This is a genomic window from Vibrio sp. RE86, assembly GCF_013114545.1.
Lineage (GTDB): Bacteria > Pseudomonadota > Gammaproteobacteria > Enterobacterales > Vibrionaceae > Vibrio.
Genome location: NZ_VTXI01000018.1, coordinates 40,512 through 64,774, shown reverse-complemented (window position 1 = coordinate 64,774; position 24,263 = coordinate 40,512). Strand labels below are relative to the sequence as shown.

The following is a 24,263-nucleotide window of genomic DNA, read 5'->3' as shown; positions in this document are numbered from 1 at the left end:
TAGCTCCAACTATTTTGAGTATCTTGTGGGTTTAAGCTGAGTTTACTTGTCGCCTTGCTCTCACAACAAATGCTTTTAAGAACTGCTGAGAAAATACCGCCTTTATTAAGATTAAGGCGGTATTTTTTTTTGCAAAAAGAAAGGGTTGATGCTTTCACATCAACCCTTTGAGTTTTGTCGAATCAAGAGATTACTTTTTCTTCTTCGCGCCTTTCTTTTTACCTTTTGCCGCTACCTTTTTCTTGTCGTCTTTCTTTTTCTTCTTGAACACAGGTTTTTTGTGTTTAGGACGCATCTCTTTGATGAAGCGCTCTTTGATGTCTTCTTTAACATAGCGAGCAACGCGATCGAGCATTGGTTGATCGTGCGCTTCTACGATTGAGATCGCATTGCCTTTCTTACCTGCACGAGCAGTACGACCGATGCGGTGTAGATAAACATCAGCACTACGTGGCATGTCGTAGTTAATTACGTGGCTAACGTCTGGCAAGTCGATACCACGAGCAGCAACGTCAGTCGCAAGAAGGACATTAACTGTGCCATCTTTAAAGCGGGCGATCGCGTTGTTACGACGATCTTGAGGCATTTCACCCTGAATCCAAGCACATGGAATCTGCGCTTTCTCTAATTCAGTGCGAAGCTCAGCAAGACGCTCACGAGTTTTTAAGAACACGATAGAACGTTCTGCTTGATCAGTAATGATCTTCTTTAAAAGCTCTAGTTTGTGTTTGGCGTCGTCAGCACGGTGATACCACTGAGCGATCTTCTTGCGTTCACGACGTGAAGGCTCAGCATCAATTTCAGCAGGATCTTTAAGTAGATCCGCAGTGAAGCCTTCAACACCTTTACCCTCAAGCGTTGCCGAGTATAGGTGTGTTTGTTTACGCCAGCGACACTCAGAAGATAAGCGGTCAACCGTTGGGCCAAATCCCATATCCAACATACGGTCAGCTTCATCTAGGATCAGCCACTCAATCGCACGGCAATCGAAACGCTCAGCGTTGATGTACTCCATCAAGCGTCCAGGAGTTGCTACGACGATATCTTGTGTTTTGCCTAGAATATCCGCGTGCTCTTGGTATTGAACCCCACCAGTGATGGTAAAGATATTGAGCTTGGTGTGTTTAGCCAGTGCGCGCGCTTGCTCAGCAACTTGCATAGCGAGCTCTCGCGTCGGCGTTAGAATCAACACGCGAGCAGGCCCTGGCTTACGACGAGGGAAGTCTTGTAGGTATTGAAGTGCTGGCAATACAAATGCAGCGGTCTTACCTGTACCTGTCGGTGCAGAAGCAAGGATGTCACGGCCATCTAATGCTTGCGGAATGGCTTCAGCCTGAATTTGTGTAGGGCGTTCATAACCCATTTCTTCAATGGCGAGGAGTAGGTTAGGGTCTAGCTCTAATTCAGCGAAATTTCTGATCACTATGATGTCTCCACAAGCGTGTTGGTGTGAGCAATAATTTTAAGGGGTCGTATTATAGAGTGTTCGGTGATAAGGATCACACCTTATTTTCTACATCTTCAGATAAAAGTCTTTGGTCAGCGCGATAAACTCCGCACTGTAGCCACCTTGGTCATGAATAGTGAGTAAGCCAATCTCTTCGGGTACAGGAAGCTTCCCTAGCTGGAATAATAGTCGATTGACCTCTTTTCCTTCCGTTGGCTTAACATAACAAATTCGTTGAAGTGACCAACCTTGATCTTTCGCGAGTTCGATGAACTGTTCCCCCTCAACTTTAGGTAATACAAACGTCGCGCTACCTTGATCACTTAATAATTCCCAGCAGCGATTGAGAAGGGCGCTATGACTCAGTGTATCCGTGTGTCTTGCCGTTGCTCTAGAGCTGGTGTGAGATTGCTCGCCATTATTGAAATAGGGTGGGTTACAAATGATCGCGTCAAAGTGTCGTTCAAATTGATGCTCAAGTACGTCACCAGAAATCAAATGAAGGCGCGCTGACCAGTCGGATTGGGAAAAGTTCTTTTGTGCGGCTGCCAGAGCATGTTCATCGATATCAACTGCGGTAATGTCAATTGTCAGACTTCTTTGGGCGCTCATTAAGGCGAGTAACCCTGTTCCTGTCCCGATATCTAGAAGGTAACCACTACTCGGTAAATGACTCCAAGCTCCGAGCAGAACTCCGTCTGTGCTGACAGGCATTCCTGAGTAGCCACCATCAATTTTAAACTGTTTAAACTCAAAGCTTTTTGTCTTTTTCATAAAATTTTATGTTCATCGGTGATCGTGTGAATTTTGAGTTAAATGATCTGTTGTTAACTTACTGTTTGGTTTTTTGTTCTATCTGTTTTGTTAATGTAACAAAGAATGATTAGTTGATTGGGCTGGTTATTTTTGTTGAGATAGTGATATATGCTGCATTTAAACGTTTATTGTAAATTTATATGGTGTTTTTTGTCTGTTACTTGCCACTCAATTAGGATTTCGTCATTATGCGCGCCTAAATTTTATAGAGTAGACAGTAATTTTGTACTACTCAGCATACACAACATTGAATAAATAATAAGTAAAGGGTCGACAGTGAATCAGACTTTAAAATTAACAGATATTATTGCGGTAGGCTTTATGCTTTTCGCTTTCTTTTTAGGTGCAGGAAACATAATCTTTCCACCACTCGCAGGTCAATTAGCGGGTGAAAACTTAGTCCCTGCAATGACGGGCTTCTTACTTACGGCAGTCGGTCTACCTCTTATTACTATCGTTGCGATTGCTGTTGCTGGTGGTTCTTGGGAGCACTTAACCAAGGATTTGCCAAAGCGCGTAGCAATGACTATTGCTGTACTGATTTTCATCATCATTGGTCCTGCATTTGCAGCGCCTCGTACAGGCCTTGTCGCTTACGAAATGGCAGTTAAGCCATTCTTTGTCGATGCGGTGCAAATGCATTTGACGGTTTTCTCTATCCTATTCTTTGTTGCCGCGATGTTTTTTGCATGGTCTCAAGGCAAGTTGATCGATGTCATTGGTAAAATCCTGACTCCAGTTCTTTTCTTAGGATTGATTGTGCTTGCAGCTGCGGTATTTATTGATCCACAAGGTGAAATGATTGCTGCGCAAGGAGAATACCTAACGCATCCTCTACAAAAAGGTTTCCTAGAAGGTTACAACACCATGGATACTTTTGCCTCGCTGATGTTTGGTGGCCTTATCGTAGATGCATTGCGTAAAAAAGGTGTGGCTGATCAAAAGGCGACCGCGAAGTACCTGATTAGTGCAGCATTTGTCGCTGCAACTGGATTGGTCTTTGTCTATGTATCTCTTTTCTACCTAGGTGCGACTAGTGCTGCGGTCTCTGCTGGTGCTGACAACGGTGGTGCAATTCTTAGCCTATACGTTCAGTCCCTGTTTGGTCCATACGGTCAAATTGTATTGTCTGTAATTGTGCTGCTTGCATGTTTGACGACGGCAATCGGTATTATCTCGGCATGTTCTGATTACTTCAGCTCTATTACGCCAGTCTCTTACAAAGCGTGGGTTGTTATCATTGGTGTTGCTTGTGCAACTGTGGCAAACGTCGGTCTATCACAGCTGATTTCTCTGTCTGTGCCAGTTCTATTTGCTCTATACCCAGTGGCGATTGCGCTAGTAGCACTGACGTTTATCCGCAAAAAGCTACCAAACCCACAAGTTGCTTACCGTGTCGTTATCTTGGTTTCACTACTGTTTGCCTTGATTGATGCGGCGAAAGTTGCGGGTGTTGACGTATCAGCACTGAGTATGTTGCCTCTGTTTGATGTTGGTATGGGTTGGTTGATGCCAACGGTGGTTGCGATGATTGCGATGTTCTTTGTTGGCAAATCTGAAGAAGCCGCTTTAACGGAAGAAACCGCATAAAGCATCAATTTGATTGAAAGATTAATCCCCTGTCAGGCAAGGCTCGGCAGGGGATTTTTTGTTTCGTTACTCTGTAGTTCAATTTCAAAAAAAATCTGTATCTTCGTCACACTTTTGAGTACAATTCTTCGGTTAAAATCTACTCATAAATGTTGAGCAAACATGTTTGAAATCAATCCAATAAAAAACCGCCTAAAGGACGTGTCTGAGCGCACAAATGTCCTGAGGGGGTATCTTTGACTATGACGCTAAGCAAGAGCGTTTAGAAGAAGTTAACGCAGAATTAGAACAACCGGACGTGTGGAACGAGCCTGAACGTGCACAAGCGTTAGGTAAAGAGCGTTCAGCACTAGAAGCGGTTGTAGAAACAATCAACCAATTAGAGCAAGGTGTTGAAGACGTAGATGGTCTTTTAGAACTTGCGGTTGAAGAAGAAGATCAAGAAACATTCGATGAGATTGAACCTGAACTGGCTGAGCTAGAAGCTAAGCTGGAAAAGCTAGAGTTCCGTCGTATGTTCGCGGGTGATCACGACGCATCTGATTGCTACATCGACCTACAATCAGGTTCGGGTGGTACAGAAGCGCAAGATTGGACTTCAATGATGCTACGCATGTACTTGCGTTGGGCTGAAGCGAAAGGCTTTAAGACCGAGGTTATTGAAGTGTCTGAGGGTGAAGTTGCTGGTCTTAAAGGGGCAACGGTTCGCATCTCAGGTGAGTACGCTTATGGCTGGCTACGTACAGAAACGGGTGTACACCGCCTAGTTCGTAAGTCTCCATTTGACTCAAGCGGTCGTCGTCATACTTCATTTGCTTCTGCGTTTATCTACCCAGAGATTGATGACAATATTGATATCGACATTAACCCTTCTGATCTACGTATTGACGTATACCGAGCATCTGGCGCGGGTGGTCAGCACGTAAACACCACGGAATCGGCGGTTCGTATTACTCACGTTCCAACCAACACAGTGGTGCAATGTCAGAATGACCGTTCTCAGCATAAGAACAAAGACCAAGCGATGAAGCAGCTTCGTGCAAAACTGTTTGAATTAGAGATTCAAAAGCAGAACGCAGAGAAGCAAGCGAATGAAGACGCTAAATCTGACATCGGTTGGGGTAGCCAAATCCGCTCTTACGTACTGGATGACTCGCGCATCAAAGATCTACGTACTGGCGTTGAAAACCGCAATACTCAAGCGGTTCTTGATGGCGACCTAGACAAATTTATCGAAGCTAGCCTGAAATCAGGTCTGTAAGCTTTTCACCGAAAAACAATTTTCACAAAGAAAGACAGGATACATCGAAAATGACTGATGCTGTTCAAAACGAAAACGCACAAGAAGAGAATAAGCTAATTGCTGAGCGCCGCGCTAAACTGGATCATATCCGTAAGAGCTGCAAAGCAAACGGCCACCCAAATGACTTCCGTCGTGAGCACCTAGCTGGCGACCTTCAAGCGGAATTCGGTGAAAAGACTAAGGAAGAGCTAGAAGAGTTAAACCACGTTGTTGCAATCGCTGGCCGTGTAATGGCTAAGCGTGGTCCATTCCTAGCTATTCAAGAAACATCTGGCCGTATCCAAGCATACGCTGCAAAAGATGTTCAAAAAGAGCTTAAAGAGAAATACCAAGGTCTAGATATCGGTGACATCATCGGTGTTAAAGGTGCACTTCACAAGTCAGGTAAAGGTGACCTTTACGTGAACATGGAGTCTTACGAGCTGCTAACTAAAGCACTTCGTCCACTTCCAGAGAAGTTCCACGGCCTGACTGACCAAGAGATGCGCTACCGTCAGCGTTACGTTGACCTAATCGTAAACGAAGACTCTCGCAACGCATTCATCGTGCGCTCTAAGCTTGTATCTTCAATCCGTAACTTCATGAGCTCAAAAGGCTACCTAGAAGTTGAAACGCCAATGATGCACGTGATCCCTGGTGGTGCGACTGCTCGTCCATTCATCACTCACCACAATGCGCTAGACATCGACATGTACCTACGTGTTGCACCTGAGCTTTACCTGAAGCGTCTAGTAGTGGGTGGTTTTGACCGTGTATTCGAGATCAACCGTAACTTCCGTAACGAAGGTCTTTCTCCACGCCACAACCCAGAATTCACAATGATGGAATTCTACCAAGCATACTCTGACTACAAAGATCTAATGGACCTAACAGAAGAGATGCTAAGCACAGCAGCGATGGACGTTCTTGGTTCGACGTCTATGCCTTACGGTGACGAGACTGTAGAGTTCGGCGGTAAGTACGCGCGTATGAGCATGTTTGATGCAATCAAGCACTACAACCCTGAGCACGCTGAAATTCAAGCGCTAACAGAAGCAGACCTACAAGACCGTGAGAAGATGGTAGCTATCGCGAAATCTGTACACGTAGAAGTAGAAACGTTCTGGACATGTGGTCAGCTTTTAGAAGAGATCTTTGGTGAAACGGCTGAGCCTCAGTTAATTCAACCAACGTTCATCACGGGCTACCCAGCGGACATCTCTCCTCTAGCACGTCGTAGCGATGACAACCCGTTCTTTACAGACCGTTTTGAGTTCTTCATCGGTGGCCGTGAAGTAGCAAACGGCTTCTCTGAGCTTAACGATGCACAAGATCAAGACGAGCGTTTCAAAGCGCAAGTTAACGCGAAAGATGCAGGTGATGACGAAGCAATGTACTACGATGCAGACTACATCACAGCGCTTGAGCACGGCCTACCGCCAACAGCAGGCCAAGGTATCGGTATCGACCGTCTAGCAATGCTGTTTACTAACACGCACACAATCCGTGACGTGATCCTATTCCCAGCGATGCGTCCACAAGCGTAAGCGAAATAGGTTTGATACTGAAAGCCACCTTCGGGTGGCTTTTTTTGTATTTGGGAATTGAAATGGAGTTACTTAGCATTTCTTGTTTCTTGTTTCTTGTTTCTTGTTTCTTGTTTCTTGTTTCTTGTTCGTAACAAAACTCTTGTAGTTATTTTACGGTTGGTTATTCTGTAATTTACTTAGTTAATATAGATATGGATTATCAATTATGTTTCGTCAGCACAAGGAAAGCTTCGATAAAGCCTCTCGTCAGTCATTATTCAATGCGCTACTTAAATTACGAGCAACGCGTAATAAATTCGCATCAATTAAGAGGTAGTGTTCCGTAAGTTACTGAAAGCCAAGATAACGGTGCAAATTTCTTTGATTCCACTCCCACAATACTTGGAAATTGTGCAATTGGGCGACTAGTCTTATTATTGAGACAGATTCTCTGCGCGAGTCTCTATAATGTAACCCCATAAATTTTTATGTGCTTTCGTATGCACACTATTTACGTTATCAATAAAAGGAACTAGTTGCATGGGTAGTCAATTCCGAATGGATTCTGTTCCAGGTTCTTTGGTTGTAGTAGGAGGAACCTACGAGCCATGGCTTTCAGTTTTGGAACAAGTAGGTTGGAGATGCACCCAGTGTGGGGACTTGCGTAAGGCGGATGCTCTGTTCACGGAAACCGGGCCTTGTATTGGCATTGTCGATCTTAGCCACGATGAATTCAGCCTCAACGGTATTGCCAATTTAGTAAGTAAGCATAAGCAAGTCCGCTGGTTAGCATTTATTCGGGAGTCGCAACTTAGCTCTGATACTATCTGTCAGTTCATTGTTAACTTCTGTATCGACTTCTTTACCGCTCCAATTCCAGATGCCCAGCTTTTGAGTACGATTGGTCACCAACTTGGGATGCTCAAATTAGAGAAAAAAGTGTGGCCTCACTATGGCAACCAGAGTGATATGGGGCTGATTGGTGATTCTATTCCGGTGAAGCGTCTTCGGGATCAAATTAAGCGAATTGGGCCAACAGACGTCAGCATTCTTATCTATGGGGAGAGTGGTACTGGCAAAGAGACGGTAGCACGTGCTGTCCATCGAACCTCAGCAAGAGCCAATAAAGAGTTTATTTCTGTAAACTGTCGCGCTATGTCTGAGCGTCGTATTGAGAGTGATCTATTTGGGATTAATCGAGACGATATCTCTTTGCCGTCGATTCTAGAGAAAGCTGACGGCGGTACCATCTTGTTGAATGACATTTTAACCTTGCCTAAATCTCAGCAATTTAATCTATTACGATTCTTGCAAGAGGGGATGGTGGACACCTCTTCAGGACGAAAAGAGGTGGATGTTCGAGTACTTGCTGCAAACTCTGCGGATATTGAAAAAGCGTTGATTGATGGTGACTTCAACGAAGAGCTTTATCACTATATCAACGTATTGAGAATTAATGTTCCGAGCCTAAAAGAACGAGCAGGGGATATCGCGATTCTCGCACGCCACTTCTTACAAGAGTATTCGAAAGAATATAATGCACAGGCTAGAAGTTTTACTGAAGAAGCGACACGTGCTTTGACCCGCTATCATTGGCCAGGAAACGTTCGAGAGTTGATGAATCAGATCAAACGAGTGGTGTTGATGTCTGAGACGGTTATGCTCGATGAGCCTCACTTAGATCTCCCTAAACGCAGTGACAGTCGCCGAAGCTTGAAGAGTATTCGAGAGAGAAGTGAAAGAGATGCGTTGCTGCTGGTTTTAGAGTCTCATTCCGGCCAAGTATCAATGGCTGCAAAAGAGCTCGGTGTATCACGTGCAACAATGTATCGTTTGTTAAACAAACATAATCTCATTTCAGACGTTCCTGTCTAACTCATTGTTTTGAAAACAACAGCCACGCCATTTTATGCGTGGCTTTTTTATAAAAGGCCAAATATTCTTCCAGAGCATACCTATAACTAGGGCGAATATCTTATTCCTATTGTTTTATATTGGTTAATTTTAGGTGAAAAAATTGTTTTCAATCGACGCGATAAAAAAGAGTTGAATAAATAACCATCAAGGTTAGAATTTAACCATGAGCTCAGGTTCATACCCACATTTCTTTGGATTAATACATTTGCTAGGAGGCACACAATGAAACGCATTACTGTTCAATCATTTACTTGTGTGTCTGTCGATCAAGCCATGCCAGCTCTACATACCCGTAGTGTCTCTGCTAACGCCGATCGAAAACTAGATAAACCAATGTAATTAATCCGTACCCAACTTTTATTTAATTGGCTGCGGAAAGGCAGCGAATTAAACATATCTTATCTTTAGATTCGTTGATCCTTCCCCAGCACACACTCAACTGGAGAAAACTCATGAGTCATTCTGTTTACCTAAAACTTGCCACAGTACTTGTTAAAGCCGATCTAAAACGAGAAGAGCGCGAATGGAAGCGTAAAGTTCGCCGCAGCGCTTATGATATTCCTTGGAATAATGCGCACTTACTACGAGATATTGGCTTAGAGCAAGACGGACGTCCTGTTGGTTTTACTGAGCCAGATAGCGTCAAAGCTGAGCGCCGTATTCGTCATCTTCGTCGTGTTTTAAGTGCGCGAATACTGACGTAATCACAAGGGGCAGGTCGCTTCACCTGCCCCGATACTTCTGTAACGACAGATTATGGACAAGGGTTGGAGTAAGTCGTCCCAATTTCTTGAATCCCTTGAAGCAACTCATCCGTTAACACGACATCCAAACTATCAATATTTGATTTCAGTTGTTCCAAATTTGTCGCGCCAATAATGTTGGACGCGACAAAAGGACGCTGATTAACGAAAGCTAAAGCCATCTGTGCTGGATCAAGCCCATGCTCTCGCGCAAGGTTTACATAAGCTTCAGTCGCTTGTACGCCTTGAGGGGTAAAGTAGCGTACGAAGCGTTCAAATAGTGAACAACGAGCACCGTCAGGTTTTGCGCCATTGAGGTACTTACCGCTTAAACAGCCAAATGCGAGTGGTGAGTAAGCCAGTAGCTGTACACCCTCGTAGTGACTGATTTCTGAAAGTCCAACTTCGAAACTACGATTGAGAAGGTTGTAAGGGTTTTGAATCGAGACAATTCTTGGCAACTCGTGTTTTTCTGCCAATCTGAGAAGCGTCATGACTCCCCAAGGCGTTTCATTAGACACCCCGATATATCTCACTTTTCCTGCTTTTACGAGCTCAGCAAGAGCATCAAGAGTTTCAATCAGCGTGACTTCTTCTTGTGCGTCAGGGTAAGGGTAATTGAGTTGCCCAAAACAGTTGGTTTGACGTTGTGGCCAGTGCAGTTGATACAAGTCGACATAGTCTGTTTGTAAGCGTTTTAAGCTGTCGTCTATCGCTAGATGAACATTCCTTCTATCTAGACTCATATTGTCACGGATATAAGGGAGGTTTCTCGGTCCTGCTATTTTGGTGGCAAGAACGACTTTTTCTCGTTTTCCTGATTTTGCCAACCAATTTCCGATGTATTGCTCAGTGAGTCCCTGGCTTTTTGCATCAGGTGGCACTGGGTACATTTCTGCTGTATCTATGAAATTCACACCACGCTCAAGTGCGTAATCAAGCTGGCTAAATGCTTCTTGCTCGGTATTTTGAGCGCCGAAAGTCATGGTACCAAGACAGATCTTACTCACTTCAAGTGTTGAATGAGGTAACTTATTGTATTGCATCGATCTTCCTTGTCTTCACTGTATAAGTTACCCCACTATAGGTGATCTATTTGGGGTTAGAAAAGGTACCAGATAACAAATTCGCAAATTTTGTTAAGTTGGCTAATACTCATTTATGGAGGTGAGCTATGCAAAAAAGTCAGTTAGACAAATGGATACACGGGCATCACAAGGATACCTATCAACCACCAAAAGTTTTCGTTATTGGGTGCTCAGATTTGTCCCAATACTTGCTTGCTGTGGAATACAAACACAGATTAGAGCCGATAAAAATCGACGACGAACCTGTGCACTTCCACTCTTTAGAATTGGTTAAGGATGAACTCGTTAGATTGGGTGTGGAGAGGGCGTACTTACGTTTGCATAATGCGTATGACGAATTCGGCTCAAGTGATAGCCCTCTTTATCACGATGTGGAGTTATCACTCACCACCCACTAAACAAAATTGTTCTCTAGTATGGCAGCGGTGAACTGAGTTCTTAGATAAAAGCCTCTTGGTAGGGTTTTGATTGGTTTTCCGCTTGCCCCATACGCTTCTGTTAGGACTCGGCTATTGGCTGCTTTTGGTCTAAGTTGCAGTACCTCTCCGTGTCGGGCTGTGATCTGTTCTACTTCTCCTAAAACTATCAGCTCCATGAGTTCTTCCCAATCTGTTTTGAGTTGAAGTTCCTCTTCTGCACTAGGAGACCAAATCAGCGGGGATCCTACTCTTCGCTCTGCTAGGGGAATCTCTCGTTCGCCTTCTACGGGCACCCAAAGCACTCGAGAGAGTTTGTTGCGTACATGGCTAGTTTCCCATGTTAGACCGTGCACTCCCACTAGTGGTGCTACACAAACAAACGTCGTTTCTAGCGGTTTGCCTGAATAACTGATTGGAATGGTTTTTAGTTCAATGCCCAGTTGCTCGAAATCTTGAGTCGGTTTACTGCCAGCCGTTGCCCCCAAGTGCCATTCAAGCAGTTGACCAACCCAGCCTTTATCGCGGCGAAGATCCGGTGGAACATCAATATCTGCCTCGCGAGCTAATTCTTGAAAAGTCATCCCGGCGATATCCATCGCACGATCTAACAGCTCTTGTTCTGACTGGGGTTCCGGTTTCATTATTCGCTTCTGCATTTTTGTTATTAGCATCATTGTAGCGAATCCAGTCTTATAGCGATAATTCAATGATGATCGTTTTGATGAAAAGATCATCATTTGATGGGTTATCCACAACTCGTGATTGAAAATAATCGTATTTGTTGAAGTATGTATGAATTAACAGTGGTTTTGAGTGAAGGAAATACTTGTTTTTTCAAGTTATTCGCCGTTTGACCTACCCGGCGTGTGGATAAAGTCTAGAGTGGTTGATCTTTGAGCGATCTGTGTTAACAGTAAAAATGAACGTTCCTTTGCTTGAATGGAATAAGGTTAATGCGTTTAATTTGTTGTTTTTTATTGGTTTTATCTTTGTTTGGAAAGGGCTTAATTAGTAAGTAGTTAATGATTGTTTGTTTATTGATCACTTTCTCATTGATTCTTCACACACTTATACACAGAAAAGGTGAATAAATGTGGCCTATGTCTCACTAGTCTGTGTGTAACCTCTTTTCTGATTAAAAGTTATCCATCGAGCGAACGTGAAGCCAGTTTTTCTGTGTGAGTCACACTAGTAAGTTTGCTCCTGCTGGGGATATGTGGAAAAATCACTGTAATTAAGAATTTATTTGAGGTTGGCCAGTGATAGATGGCGATGGTTACCGCTTAAATGTGGGTATTGTAATCTGTAACAGCCATGGTCAGGTCTTCTGGGCTAAACGATACGGACAACATTCTTGGCAGTTCCCTCAAGGGGGCATTGATGAAGGTGAAACGCCTGAGCAAGCTATGTACCGAGAGTTGTATGAAGAGGTTGGTCTTACTAAAAAAGACGTAAAAATCGTAGCGACAAGTCGTCATTGGTTAAGGTATAAACTACCAAAGCGCTTGGTTCGTTGGGATTCAAAACCTGTATGTATCGGCCAAAAACAGAAATGGTTTCTACTGCGCTTAGATTGCGATGAGTCGCGAATCAATATGCAGCGAGGTAGTTCCCCTGAATTTGATGGTTGGCGTTGGGTCAGTTATTGGTACCCAGTGCGACAAGTCGTTTCTTTCAAACGCGATGTATATCGTCGTGCAATGAAGGAATTTGCTTCGATGGCAATGCCATTTAAAGAACGCAGAATAAAAGGTAAGCGTAAACACCGAAGAGGATAGACATGCTTTCTCAACTAAGGGAAATAGTTGAACAGGTATCTAAAGTAGAAGATGTTCATCAAGCTTTGGATATTTTGGTTAAACAAACATGCGGTGCAATGAGCACTGAATGTTGCACTGTCTATCTTGCTAATGAAGAACGACAGCGTCTTGAGTTAATGGCGACTCAAGGCCTGCGCTTCAAAGGTGATAAAATCCATATTCGTTTCAGCGAAGGCTTAGTCGGCCTTGTAAAACGTAGCGCAGAGCCGTTGAATGTCGCTGAAGCTTCAAAACATCCTAACTTTAAGTACTTCTCAGAGCTTGGTGAAGAAATTTACCAGAGCTTTCTTGGTACGCCTATTATCTACCGCAAGCAAGTCCTTGGCGTCTTGGTTGTTCAGCAAAAAAATCCACGCTCATTCAATGAGATGGAAGAGTCGTTTCTTGTCACCCTCGCCGCACAGATAGCGGTCATCATTGCGCATGCTCAAACTCAAGGCCAATGGCGCTTAGAGAAAAAACAGCAGGCGATTCGTGGTGTACCTGCTTCATCAGGCGTCGCTATTGGTGAATTCTGGTGGGATGATACGCAACCTGAACTCAGCAATGTATACCCAGCGTCAACGCTAGATATAGAAGCTGAACAAGAGTGGCTTTTGCTTGCGATAGAAGAGGCGCTGAATGATTTTCGTCGGATGCGTAAAAAGCTCGACAGTGAAATCAATAAAGACGCATTGGCGATTTTTGACCTCTTTACTCACCTTCTTAACGATCCAATGCTGCGCAAAGATCTTAAAGCGCAGATTTTAAAGGGTGATCGAGCTGATTGGGCGTTGCGTCAAGTGGTTGAGTCATACTCCAACCGATTTGCGCGTATGTCCGATGTCTATTTGCGTGAACGTGCGCAAGACATTCGTGAATTGGGGCAACGTTTACTTTTTTTCTTACACAATACAGCGCAAGATCGCCCTGCAATTGAAAAGCCAATCATCCTAGTTGTTAGAGAATTGACTGCGAGCCTTTTGGCTTCGATTCCGAAAGATAAGCTGCTTGCGGTGATCTCTTTGGAAGGTGCCGCGAACTCACACGCTGCAATCTTATCGCGTGCTCTGGGCATTCCTGCGGTAATGGGGGTTAGCCTTAACCTTAAAACTATCAATGGCAAGCAGGGAGTTGTTGATGGTTACAGCGGTAAGATTCTGGTCTCACCTAACCGCCAGATCTTGCGTGAATACCGTTCTTTGGCCAGCGAAGAACGTGAGCTGGCCAATATGGTCAATCAGCGCATTGAAGAACCAGCAAAGACTAAGGATGGGCAACGTATTGAAGTAATGCTGAATGCGGGATTGAGTGCTGACGCAAATATTGCGGTCAACCAAGGCGTTGATGGGGTGGGGTTGTACAGGACTGAGATCTCTTTCTTATTGCAGCACCGCTTCCCGTCTGAAGAAGAACAAACGCAGCAGTATCAAGCTGTACTTTCTACCTACCCAAACAAACGTGTGGTGATGCGTACCCTAGATGTTGGGGGGGATAAAGCTTTACCGTATCTACCTATTGAAGAAGACAACCCGTTTTTAGGCTGGCGTGGTATCCGCTTTACGCTTGATCACCCTGATATTTTCTTAATGCAAATCCGAGCCATGATGAAGGCAAGTGCTCAGCATCATAATCTAAGTATCTTGCTACCTATGGTTTCTGGAGCACAAGAGCTAGATGATGCCATCGAGTTAATCGAACGCGCTTACCAAGAAGTCGCTGAGCTGGATGATCGTTTAAGAATGCCTAAAATTGGCGTCATGATTGAAGTCCCTTCGATGATCTACTTGCTGCCTTTGATTGCGAGTAAAGTCGATTTTGTCTCTATCGGTACCAATGACTTAACTCAATATCTGTTGGCAGTCGACCGTAACAACGCACGTGTAGCCGATGTGTATGAGTCGATGCACCCATCGGTCATCATGGCATTAAGACATATTTTTGATAGCTGCCAACAGTTGGATCTTCCTGTCTGTATTTGTGGTGAACTTGCCGGTGACCCGATAGGCGCCCTTTTGATGGTGGGACTCGGGTATCGTAGCCTCAGCATGAACACTTCCAATGTCGCTAAAGTCAAATACCTGCTGCGCCATACTGAAGTTGACGAGCTTAAAGATCTTGCTGACAAAGCCCTGATGCAACCTTATGGTCGTGACATATATACTATGATGCAATCATTTTTCGAGAGTAAAGGCTTTGCTGGCTTTATTCGTGCGGGTAAGAAGTAGGGGCCTTTGTGCTGGTTGAATTAATTGTATCTTTTATGGCGCTGGGGGCTGTCGTTGGCGTGATGGCTGGCCTTTTGGGTATTGGTGGTGGACTGATTGTTGTCCCTGCTTTGTTGTATTTGTTACCTTGGGCCGGAATCGATCCTGCCATTAGTATGCAAATCGCTTTGGCGACTTCACTCTCTACCATCATCGCGACTTCCGGCTCCTCAGCACTAAATCATTTCAAGCTTGGCAATGTTGATATGTACGTTGTGAAGTGGTTGATGCCAGGAGTGGTCGTCGGTGGCTTTTTAGGGGCCAATGTTGCGGAGTGGATTCCTGCGACTTACTTGCCAAAAGTCTTCGGTGTGATTGTCCTGTTACTCGCGATTCAAATGCTGTTTTCTATTCGAACCAAAGCCTCTAAGCCGATGCCTGGCAATATTGCTACAGTCACCTATGGAGCAGGCATTGGGGTTGTTTCGAGCCTTGCAGGGATAGGGGGGGGCTCTCTCTCTGTACCGTTCTTAAACCGTCATGGTGTTGAAATGCGCAAAGCAGTCGGGTCATCGTCTGTATGTGGATGCATGATTGCGATTTCTGGCATGATTGGTTTTATACTTCATGGCTACAAAGTGGAGTCGCTACCAAGTTATAGCTTAGGTTATGTTTATCTTCCTGCCTTGATTGCCATTGCTTCCACGTCAATGCTGACCACTCGCATTGGCGCTAAACTCGCAACTTCTTTACCTACACCTACGTTGAAAAAGATATTTGCACTCTTTTTGGTGTTTGTCGCTGGAACTATGTTGCTGTAACGTACTCTCATCTATACGCTTTATCATTATCTAAATTAAAAGAGTTAATCGCCCATGTCTCAGGGATATCTTACATTTCCAAATATTGACCCGATATTAGTCTCCATCGGGCCGTTGTCTATTCGCTGGTATGGCTTAATGTATTTAGTCGGGTTTGCTTTTGCTCTGTGGCTAGCAAATCGACGTGCAGATAAGCCTGATAGCGGTTGGACGAGAGAACAAGTCTCTGATCTTTTGTTTGCTGGTTTCTTAGGTGTTGTCATCGGTGGCCGTGTTGGTTACGTGCTGTTTTACAACTTCGACCTTTTCTTAGCGGATCCTCTCTATCTCTTCAAAGTATGGACTGGTGGTATGTCATTCCACGGCGGTTTACTTGGTGTGATCACCGCGATGTTCTGGTATGCAAAGAAGAACGGTCGCACTTTCTTCGGTGTTGCTGACTTTATTGCACCGCTGGTTCCATTTGGGTTAGGCATGGGGCGCTTGGGGAACTTCATGAACAGCGAGCTATGGGGACGCGTGACGGATGTGCCTTGGGCCTTTGTCTTCCCTAATGGTGGCCCACTGCCACGTCACCCATCTCAATTGTATGAAATGGTTCTAGAAGGCATCGTTCTCTTCTTTATCTTGAATTGGTTCATTAAGAAACCTCGCCCTCTTGGGGCAGTATCAGGGTTATTCTTGGCAGGATATGGTACATTCCGTTTCCTAGTTGAATACGTACGTGAACCAGATGCTCATTTAGGTCTATTTGGTGGGTTTATCTCAATGGGACAAATCTTGTCTCTACCTATGGTACTTATCGGTGCTCTAATGGTGGTTTGGGCTTACAAGCGTGGTCACTACAAAGACGAATTACCGCAACAAACGAAGTAAGGAATTGGTGTGAAACAGTATTTAGATCTCTGTCAGCGAATCGTTGACCAAGGTGAATGGATTGAAAATGAGCGTACGGGCAAACGTTGCCTGACCGTTATCAATGCTGACCTGACGTACGACGTAGCAAACAACCAATTTCCACTTGTTACAACACGTAAAAGCTTTTGGAAAGCGGCAGTAGCAGAGTTACTTGGTTATATTCGTGGTTACGATAACGCTGAAGATTTCCGTAAACTTGGCACTAAAACATGGGACGCGAACGCGAACTTAAACGATGCATGGCTGAATAACCCTTATCGTAAGGGCGAAGATGACATGGGACGAGTTTATGGTGTTCAAGGACGTGCATGGGCGAAACCAGATGGTGGTCATATCGATCAGCTACGTAAGATTGTGGATGATTTGACACGCGGTGTGGATGACCGTGGAGAGATCCTAAATTTCTACAACCCAGGTGAATTCCATATGGGTTGCTTGCGTCCTTGTATGTACAGCCACCACTTTTCGCTGCTTGGTGATACTCTGTATCTAAACAGCACTCAGCGTTCGTGTGACGTCCCACTTGGCCTAAACTTCAATATGGTTCAGGTGTATGTCTTCTTAGCGATTATGGCTCAGATTACTGGCAAGAAAGCGGGTCAGGCATATCATAAGATAGTCAATGCTCACATCTATGAAGACCAGTTAGAGTTAATGCGTGATGTTCAGTTGAAACGTGAGCCTTTGCAAGCGCCAACATTCCACATCAACCCAGAGATTAAGTCTCTTGAAGACTTGGAAACTTGGGTTACGTTGGATGACTTCTGGGTAGAAGGTTACGAACACCATGACGCGATTAAATATCCGTTCTCGGTATAAGCGATAACGAACAATAGAAACGTTAAAGGTCAGCCACACGGCTGACCTTTTTATTTGTCTATCGTTTTGGACTAGGACTAACAGCGTCTAGTCTTGAACATCGTTTAACTTGCAGACATAAGGCAAGTTACGAAATCTTCCTTTCCAAGGTAATCCATAGCCGATCAGAAGATCATCACTGTCCATCTCATAGGCGAAGTAGTACGGTGCGTCGATTTCGACTCTTCCAGGTTTCACAAACAGAGTGGCAATGGAAAGTGAGGCGATAGGGTGGTTATCTTTTATAAACTGTACCAGTCGCTTCATCGTTCCACCAGATTCAATGGCGTCATCAATCATAATCACATGCTTGTCAGTGAGTTCGATGTTGTTATCAAACGTAATGGACGACGCATTGTGGCGGTCGCCTGGGGTGTGAGGGCAAGATATGAAATCCATTTCGAGTGGAAAGCTTAACTTCCTCACCAAGTCAGCCGTAAATAGAGTACCGCCAGGGATGACTGTGATTACGACGGCCTGTTTAAATACTCGGTTTAGCTTCTCGGCAACGATTTCAACACCTTGCTCGATTTGTTTCGCGTTAAGCACGACATCGCCAATCTCTTCGCTTTGCATATCTATCCCCTTTTATTGATGGGCTCATTATAGGCAGTAAAGGGTAGGGCAAATAGAGATGACTTTGTTGGGTGTTTGTTCCGCTTTTATGAGCATAAAAAAGCCCCCAACTTTCGTTGAGGGCTTCGCAAGCGATGGTGTATTTGAGCTTCGATTATGCTGTCAGGGCTAGGATAGAACCTGGTAGCACAAGGAATACTGCAACTAGGTATCCAGCAACTACAGCTTTATTCTTAACGGCCATATCTGAGATATAGTCTGCTGCTTTTACTGGTAGTTCACGTAGGAACGGAATACCGAAGATGAATACTGTTGCTAGGATGTTGAACACTAAGTGTACGAGTGCAATCTGTAGAGCAAATACTGCGAACTCACCTGATACTGCTGTTGCCGCTAGTAGTGCTGTAATACACGTACCGATGTTAGCGCCTAGTGTGAATGGGTACACGTCACGTACTTTAAGTACACCTGAACCTACTAGTGGAACCATTAAGCTTGTTGTCGTTGAAGAAGACTGAACAAGTACAGTAACAATAGAGCCAGAAGCGATACCGTGTAGTGGACCACGACCAATTGCGTTCTTTAGGATTTCACGAGCACGGCCAACCATTAGGCTCTTCATTAGCTTACCCATTACAGTGATTGCAATGAAGATAGTCGCGATACCTAGAGCGATTAGAAGGATGCCGCCAACCTGGTCACCAAATGTTGCTAGAGGCTCTTTAATCGCGCTCACAACAGGCTTAGTGATTGGTTTGATGAAGTTTAGACCTTTGATGCTCATATCACCCGTTGCTAGCATTGGTGATACTAACCAGTGAGAGATCTTCTCTAAGATACCAAACATCATTTCTAGTGGTAGGAAGATTGCTACCGCCAGCAGGTTAAAGAAGTCATGAATTGTTGCACTTGCAAATGCACGTTTGAATTCATTGTTACAACGAACGTGACCAAGACTAACAAGAGTGTTGGTTACGGTAGTACCGATGTTCGCACCCATGATCATAGGAATAGCGAGTTCTACAGGTAGACCACCTGCCACTAGACCAACAATGATGGAAGTCACTGTACTAGATGATTGAATTAGAGCGGTTGCTGTTAGACCGATCATTAGGCCTGCAACTGGGTGAGAAGCGAATTCAAAAAGAACTTTAGCTTGATCGCCAACTGCCCATTTAAAACCACTACCAACCATAGATACTGCAAGTAGTAGTAGGTACAACATGAATGCCAAGTTAGCCCAGCGCAACCAGCGAGTAGTGCTCGAAATCGGCGCTGCTGTAGAAGTAGCTTGGTTCATAATCATTTTCTCCGTGGACCGTGAATGTCTTTGTTTTGGTCTGTTGTTGAAACTGAGGGCGATGTTAGAGGGGAAATATTTCAGTAATATTACAGTTGTGTGTAATGAAAATATTTTTATCAGGCAGGGTTATTTTTGGCTGTAATTTGAAATTTACAATGATTTTAAGGTTATGAATTAAATGACTTTTTGTTAGCTTATGAGTTGCTTGATTTATCGAAAAAAAATCACTAAAAATCACACTTTTTTTTCCAATCTCAGTGACTTTGTTACATTGCATTGTCATATTATAAAATTAATTATCGGTAAAACTTATCAAATGGCATGTTTAATAAGGTTTTGCCGAGTTATTGTTGTCATGCGACGCTTCTGCTATAACCTCTGTATCTGTTTATGAAGAGTATTTTTCCATGTCGCACTTAAACTACAACCACCTTTATTACTTCTGGATGGTTTGTAAGCAGGGCTCTGTTACTAAAGCCGCCGATGCCCTGTTTCTCACGCCCCAAACAGTGACCGGCCAGATTAAAGCGTTGGAAGAGCGAATGGATGGCAAGTTGACTAAGCGTAACGGTCGTAGCCTTGAGCCGACCGAGCTTGGTCAATTGGTGTTTAAATATGCCGATCGTATGTTTGGGCTAAGCTACGAGATGCTCGATATTGTTAATTACAGTCAACGCTCGAATATCTTGTTTGATGTTGGTGTCGCTGATGCCTTGTCGAAACGATTGGTGAGTAAAATATTGCTGACTACCGTACCGGAAGATAACAGTATTCATTTGCGCTGTTTTGAGTCGACTCACGAAATGTTATTAGAACAACTTTCACAGCACAAATTGGATATGATTCTATCAGACTGTCCGGTGGACTCGAGTCAAAGCCCTGGCTTGTTTAGTAAGAAGTTAGGTGAATCGAATATGAGCTTCTTTTGCTCTGGGAATGTCGATAACGTCAGCTTCCCAGCGGTACTTGAACAGAGAAAACTTCTGATCCCGGGCAGTCGCACCTCTATGGGTCGGAAAGTACTGCAATGGTTCGACCGACAAGGCCTTAAACCGAACATTCTGGGTGAATTTGATGATGTCGCATTGATGAAGGCATTTGCCCGTTATCACCACGATGTCATTTTCTTAGCTCCCTCCATTTATATGTCGGAAGTGGAAAGTGATCTTCCGCTTCAATTGATTGGCCACATCTCGGAGCTAAAAGAAGAGTACTACGTAATTTTTGCGGAACGAATGATTCAGCACCCAGCGGTGAAGAATGTTTGTGATGCAGACTTCACATCCTTGTTTAATTAGTACGCATTTCGATTTGATGACATAGATTAGTTGAATTAATTCGATTACCATTTGACATAATTCACTTAAAATTCATTGCTTCCTATGTGGGTATTCTAGTAATGAGAGAAGTTTGTCGATGTATGGTTGTATAAGAGGTTGTCGCCTATGAACTTACAAGAGATGGAAAAAAACTCTGCGCAGGCGGTTGTACTACTAAAGGCGATGGCAAACGAGCGACGTCTGCAAATATTATGCTTGCTGCACAATCAAGAGCTGTCGGTTGGAGAACTGTGCAGTAAGTTAGAGCTGAGTCAGTCGGCGCTATCGCAACATTTAGCTTGGTTACGTCGAGATGGCCTAGTTAATACGCGCAAAGAAGCACAAACGGTCTTCTACACATTAAGCAGTGAAGAGGTGAAAGCAATGATCCAGCTTCTGCACGATCTCTACTGTAAAGAATAAGGCTACTGGATGGGGAAACAGAGCATTTCCCTGAAATTTGGATATAAAAAAACCGGCGTAAGCCGGTTTTTTCTTTCACTGAGTAATCAGAGTTCTAATTAAAGAGCTTTGATTGCAGCAGCGAAACGAGACTTATGACGAGCAGCTTTATTCTTGTGAATAAGGCCTTTAGTCGCCATGCGGTCTAGGATTGGTGTAACTGTAGCGAATGCTTCAGTTGCAGCAGCTTTGTCGCCTGCTTCGATAGCAGCAACAGTTTTCTTCATGTAAGTACGCATCATTGAGCGACGGCTAGCGTTGTGCTGACGACGTTTCTCAGCCTGGATAGCGCGCTTCTTAGCAGATTTACTATTTGCCAAGGGTCTAACTCCCAAAAACTTAGTTCAGTGACAATTTAAGGGCGAGGAATATCCCTCATTTGCGCTTAAATGTCAAATAATTTGTGCAAAAACCAATCTAGCCAAACAAATTTTGGATTGAAAGGTCTTCACGGTTAAGATGGCGGGGATTCTAACAGTATTTTTTTTTCAATGCTAATACTAATCTGCTCTGGTTATGACATTCCTGATGTAAAGTAGGGCGAAATTTTAAATTTCTGAGGTTATTGTGAGTAAACGTCTACTCAAGTCGGGCATGATAGTGAGTGCCATGACGTTGATTTCTCGTGTTTTAGGCTTAGTACGAGATGTCGTAGTGGCTAATTTGATGGGGGCAGGGGCAAGTGCTGATGTCTTCTTTTTTGCCAATAAAATTCCAAACTTTTTACGACGTCTTTTTGCTGAGGGGGCGTTCTCTCAAGCGTTTGTCCCTGTTTTAACAGAAAGTCATGCCGCAGGAGACATGGATAAAACGCGAAAGCTGATTGCACGAGCCGCCGGTACTTTGGGTGTGATTGTCTCTGTTGTGACACTGCTTGGCGTTTTAGGCTCGGGTGTCGTGACGGCCATGTTTGGTTTTGGTTGGTTCTTAGACTGGATGAATGGCGGCCCATCTGCAGAAAAGTTTGAACTTGCCAGCTTGATGTTAAAAATCACTTTTCCTTATTTATGGTTCATTACTTTTGTTGCGCTCTCTGGCGCGATTCTAAATACGCTGGGTAAGTTTGCCGTATCCTCTTTTACCCCAGTGTTCCTCAATGTCATGATTATTCTGTCGGCTTGGTTGATAGCTCCGCAATTAGCTCAGCCTGAAATTGGTCTTGCTATTGGTGTTTTCCTTGGTGGGTTAGTTCAGTTTCTATTTCAGATCCCATTTCTCATTAAAGCTGGCGTAATGGTGAAGCCAAAGTGGGGTTGGCGCGATCCAGGCGTTGTCAAAATCCGCACTTTAATGATTCCTGCTCTATTTGGTGTTTCGGTTAGCCAAATTAACCTGCTATTTGACACTTTTATCGCGAGTTTCCTACAAACGGGTTCGATCAGTTGGTTGTATTACTCTGACCGTCTACTTGAGTTTCCACTGGGCCTATTTGGCATTGCCATCGCGACGGTTATTCTGCCTGCGCTTTCTCGTAAACACGTTGATGCGCAAAGTGATGGTTTTGCCCAAACCATGGACTGGGGAGTACGAATGGTGACGCTGCTGGGTGTACCTGCGATGCTTGGTTTGATTGTGCTATCTAAACCAATGTTGATGGTTTTATTCATGCGAGGTGAGTTTACGCAGCAAGATGTTGAATTTGCTTCCATGTCTTTGATGGCTTATGCGTCAGGCCTGCTCAATTTCATGCTAATTAAAGTGTTAGCACCGGGCTACTACTCGCGCCAAGACACAAAAACACCGGTGAAGTACGGCATTATCGCCATGGTAACTAACATGGTATTTAACGCGATTTTCGCTTGGTTTTACGGGTATGTAGGTTTAGCTATTGCGACCGCATTGTCTGCGTTTGTGAATATGTCTCTTTTATATAGAGGTCTGCACCTTGCAGGCGTATATCAATTGACCAAAAAAACCTTACTGTTTATGGCTAAGCTAGTGGTTGCTGGTGGCTTGATGGTTGCTGCCATTGTTTGGCAATTAGAAGAGATGAGCGTGTGGCTAAGTTGGAGCTTACTCGAGCGCGTGATGTGGCTTACATTGCTTATTGGTTTAGGGGCCGGTGTCTACTTGGTGACCTTACTTCTGCTTGGTGTTCGTTTAAAAGATTTAAAAGCAGCGACAGAGTAAGTGTGATTAGTATATAATCCGTCAGTTTCACGCACGATGTCTCTTTTTGAAGAGAAGTTCATATAAAGATAGGTTTTTAGCGCTTTCCAATGGAATTGATCCGCGGTATTCACAACATCAAGCCACATCATCAAGGGTGTGTTTTGACGATCGGAAATTTTGATGGTGTTCATTTAGGGCATCAAGAAGTTTTACGCCAAGTATCTGAACAGGCTCGAGTATTAGGTTTACCTTCTACGGTAATGACTTTTGACCCTCAGCCATTGGAGCTATTTGCTAAAGATAAAGCGCCAGCCAGATTAACGCGCTTGCGAGATAAATACGTTCAATTGAGCAAACTTGATATTGAGCGCCTGCTTTGTGTGAATTTTAATCATCAGTTTGCTAACCAAAGTGCTGACGAGTTTATTAGTGACTTGTTGGTGAAGCGTTTGGGTGTTAAGTTTCTCGTCGTAGGCGATGATTTCTGCTTTGGAAAAGGCCGAAAAGGTAACTTCTCCATGCTACAAAAAGCGGGAAAAGTGCATGGCTTTACAGTCGTTAGTACCCAAAGCTTCTGCTTACAGCAACTGCGTGTCAGTAGCACCGCAATTCGTGAAGCATTAGCGCAAGATAAGCTTGATGCAGCTACAGAAATGCTTGGGCGTGACTACAGTATCAGTGGGCGTGTATCACATGGCCGAAAACTAGGACGAACCATAGGTTTTCCTACGGCAAATATCCCATTGAAACGGTGCGTATCTCCGGTGTCTGGTGTTTACACTGTTGAGGCTCTTGGCCTTGGCGGAGAACCCATCGGAGGCGTGGCAAATATAGGCAATAGACCGACGGTCAACGGCGTTCGCCAACAACTAGAAGTACACCTATTCGACTTTAAAGCGAATTTGTATGGCAAACAGCTAGAAATCGTACTTTTAGATAAGATTCGAGATGAGCATAAATTTGAGTCATTTGAAGCTTTAAAACAACAAATTGAATTGGATGCTGAGGCAGCAAGGGTGTGGCTGCAGCAGCGTAAAGTCCAAGCGGTTTAGTTCGC

The 24,263-nt window shown here is 44.1% G+C and carries 22 protein-coding genes; 15 read left to right on the top strand and 7 right to left on the bottom strand.

Going from position 1 to position 24,263, the window contains the following annotated elements:
- Positions 1-190: 190 nt before the first annotated feature.
- Positions 191-1,423 (bottom strand): ATP-dependent RNA helicase SrmB, encoded by a 1,233-nt coding sequence (gene srmB / locus F0231_RS16155; RefSeq protein WP_171760735.1) that lies wholly within the window; start codon positions 1,421-1,423, stop codon positions 191-193.
- Between the two features lie 90 nt (positions 1,424-1,513).
- Complete coding sequence (locus F0231_RS16150; protein WP_171760734.1) at positions 1,514-2,221, bottom strand: tRNA1(Val) (adenine(37)-N6)-methyltransferase; 708 nt, start codon at positions 2,219-2,221, stop codon at positions 1,514-1,516.
- A 318-nt stretch (positions 2,222-2,539) separates the two neighbouring features.
- Between F0231_RS16150 and brnQ the strand changes: the two genes are divergently transcribed.
- The 5 genes from brnQ to F0231_RS16125 all read left to right on the top strand — a co-directional run bounded on the left by brnQ (position 2,540) and on the right by F0231_RS16125 (position 9,285).
- A complete protein-coding gene (gene brnQ / locus F0231_RS16145; RefSeq protein WP_171760733.1) occupies positions 2,540-3,853 on the top strand; it encodes a branched-chain amino acid transport system II carrier protein in 1,314 nt (437 codons plus the stop codon).
- 162 nt (positions 3,854-4,015) lie between these two features.
- A protein-coding gene (gene prfB / locus F0231_RS16140; RefSeq protein WP_171760732.1) for a peptide chain release factor 2 occupies positions 4,016-5,114 on the top strand; the annotation gives its coding sequence in 2 pieces (ribosomal slippage) (positions 4,016-4,090 and positions 4,092-5,114; 1,098 coding nt in all).
- A 50-nt stretch (positions 5,115-5,164) separates the two neighbouring features.
- Positions 5,165-6,682: a lysine--tRNA ligase gene (gene lysS / locus F0231_RS16135; protein ID WP_171760731.1), complete on the top strand. Its 1,518-nt coding sequence runs from the start codon at positions 5,165-5,167 to the stop codon at positions 6,680-6,682.
- A 522-nt stretch (positions 6,683-7,204) separates the two neighbouring features.
- Positions 7,205-8,539 carry a cyclic-di-GMP-binding transcriptional regulator VpsR gene (gene vpsR, locus F0231_RS16130; RefSeq protein WP_171760730.1) on the top strand — a complete coding sequence of 445 codons (1,335 nt, stop codon included), beginning with the start codon at positions 7,205-7,207 and terminating at the stop codon, positions 8,537-8,539.
- Between the two features lie 494 nt (positions 8,540-9,033).
- Positions 9,034-9,285, top strand: coding sequence for a DUF1127 domain-containing protein (locus tag F0231_RS16125; RefSeq protein ID WP_171760729.1), 252 nt, complete (start codon positions 9,034-9,036; stop codon positions 9,283-9,285).
- Between the two features lie 50 nt (positions 9,286-9,335).
- Here the strand turns inward: F0231_RS16125 and F0231_RS16120 are convergent, their stop codons facing one another.
- The gene (locus F0231_RS16120; RefSeq protein WP_171760728.1) at positions 9,336-10,370 is read right to left on the bottom strand and encodes an NADP(H)-dependent aldo-keto reductase; all 1,035 of its coding nucleotides are present in this window, start codon (positions 10,368-10,370) and stop codon (positions 9,336-9,338) included.
- Between the two features lie 128 nt (positions 10,371-10,498).
- Between F0231_RS16120 and F0231_RS20980 the strand changes: the two genes are divergently transcribed.
- Complete coding sequence (locus F0231_RS20980; RefSeq protein WP_253825817.1) at positions 10,499-10,810, top strand: DUF6482 family protein; 312 nt, start codon at positions 10,499-10,501, stop codon at positions 10,808-10,810.
- Here F0231_RS20980 and mutH read toward each other — a convergent pair.
- Positions 10,807-11,472 (bottom strand): DNA mismatch repair endonuclease MutH, encoded by a 666-nt coding sequence (mutH, locus tag F0231_RS16115; RefSeq protein ID WP_171760727.1) that lies wholly within the window; start codon positions 11,470-11,472, stop codon positions 10,807-10,809. The two genes, F0231_RS20980 and mutH, sit on opposite strands and share 4 nt — an antisense overlap.
- A gap of 618 nt (positions 11,473-12,090) precedes the next feature.
- Between mutH and rppH the strand changes: the two genes are divergently transcribed.
- Genes rppH through F0231_RS16090 form a run of 5 tightly spaced genes read left to right on the top strand, consistent with a single transcriptional unit; the run spans position 12,091 to position 17,395 of the window.
- Positions 12,091-12,609 carry an RNA pyrophosphohydrolase gene (gene rppH / locus F0231_RS16110; RefSeq protein ID WP_171760726.1) on the top strand — a complete coding sequence of 173 codons (519 nt, stop codon included), beginning with the start codon at positions 12,091-12,093 and terminating at the stop codon, positions 12,607-12,609.
- A 2-nt stretch (positions 12,610-12,611) separates the two neighbouring features.
- Positions 12,612-14,858: a phosphoenolpyruvate--protein phosphotransferase gene (gene ptsP, locus F0231_RS16105; protein ID WP_171760725.1), complete on the top strand. Its 2,247-nt coding sequence runs from the start codon at positions 12,612-12,614 to the stop codon at positions 14,856-14,858.
- Between the two features lie 35 nt (positions 14,859-14,893).
- Positions 14,894-15,658 (top strand): sulfite exporter TauE/SafE family protein, encoded by a 765-nt coding sequence (locus tag F0231_RS16100; protein WP_171760755.1) that lies wholly within the window; start codon positions 14,894-14,896, stop codon positions 15,656-15,658.
- 54 nt (positions 15,659-15,712) lie between these two features.
- Positions 15,713-16,534: a prolipoprotein diacylglyceryl transferase gene (lgt, locus tag F0231_RS16095; RefSeq protein ID WP_171760724.1), complete on the top strand. Its 822-nt coding sequence runs from the start codon at positions 15,713-15,715 to the stop codon at positions 16,532-16,534.
- A 9-nt stretch (positions 16,535-16,543) separates the two neighbouring features.
- Positions 16,544-17,395, top strand: a complete 852-nt coding sequence (locus F0231_RS16090; RefSeq protein ID WP_171760723.1) for a thymidylate synthase — start codon at positions 16,544-16,546, stop codon at positions 17,393-17,395.
- A gap of 87 nt (positions 17,396-17,482) precedes the next feature.
- Here F0231_RS16090 and F0231_RS16085 read toward each other — a convergent pair whose 3' ends face one another.
- On the bottom strand, positions 17,483-18,010 hold the full coding sequence (locus F0231_RS16085) for a phosphoribosyltransferase (protein WP_171760722.1): 528 nt from the start codon (positions 18,008-18,010) through the stop codon (positions 17,483-17,485).
- 154 nt (positions 18,011-18,164) lie between these two features.
- Positions 18,165-19,313: a Na/Pi symporter gene (locus F0231_RS16080; RefSeq protein WP_367613481.1), complete on the bottom strand. Its 1,149-nt coding sequence runs from the start codon at positions 19,311-19,313 to the stop codon at positions 18,165-18,167.
- Between the two features lie 407 nt (positions 19,314-19,720).
- On the opposite strand from F0231_RS16080, the gene nhaR reads away from it, so the two are divergent.
- Together nhaR and F0231_RS16070 are read left to right on the top strand one after the other, a co-directional pair.
- Positions 19,721-20,611: a transcriptional activator NhaR gene (nhaR, locus tag F0231_RS16075; protein WP_171760720.1), complete on the top strand. Its 891-nt coding sequence runs from the start codon at positions 19,721-19,723 to the stop codon at positions 20,609-20,611.
- 147 nt (positions 20,612-20,758) lie between these two features.
- Positions 20,759-21,055 carry a helix-turn-helix transcriptional regulator gene (locus F0231_RS16070; RefSeq protein WP_171760719.1) on the top strand — a complete coding sequence of 99 codons (297 nt, stop codon included), beginning with the start codon at positions 20,759-20,761 and terminating at the stop codon, positions 21,053-21,055.
- Positions 21,056-21,153: 98 nt separating this feature from the next.
- Here the strand turns inward: F0231_RS16070 and rpsT are convergent, their stop codons facing one another.
- Positions 21,154-21,414, bottom strand: a complete 261-nt coding sequence (gene rpsT, locus F0231_RS16065) for a 30S ribosomal protein S20 (protein WP_004410238.1) — start codon at positions 21,412-21,414, stop codon at positions 21,154-21,156.
- A gap of 247 nt (positions 21,415-21,661) precedes the next feature.
- Between rpsT and murJ the strand changes: the two genes are divergently transcribed.
- Both murJ and ribF read left to right on the top strand, forming a co-directional pair.
- Positions 21,662-23,224, top strand: a complete 1,563-nt coding sequence (murJ, locus tag F0231_RS16060; RefSeq protein ID WP_171760718.1) for a murein biosynthesis integral membrane protein MurJ — start codon at positions 21,662-21,664, stop codon at positions 23,222-23,224.
- A gap of 89 nt (positions 23,225-23,313) precedes the next feature.
- Positions 23,314-24,258, top strand: a complete 945-nt coding sequence (gene ribF, locus F0231_RS16055) for a bifunctional riboflavin kinase/FAD synthetase (protein WP_171760717.1) — start codon at positions 23,314-23,316, stop codon at positions 24,256-24,258.
- The last annotated feature ends 5 nt before the right edge of the window (positions 24,259-24,263 follow it).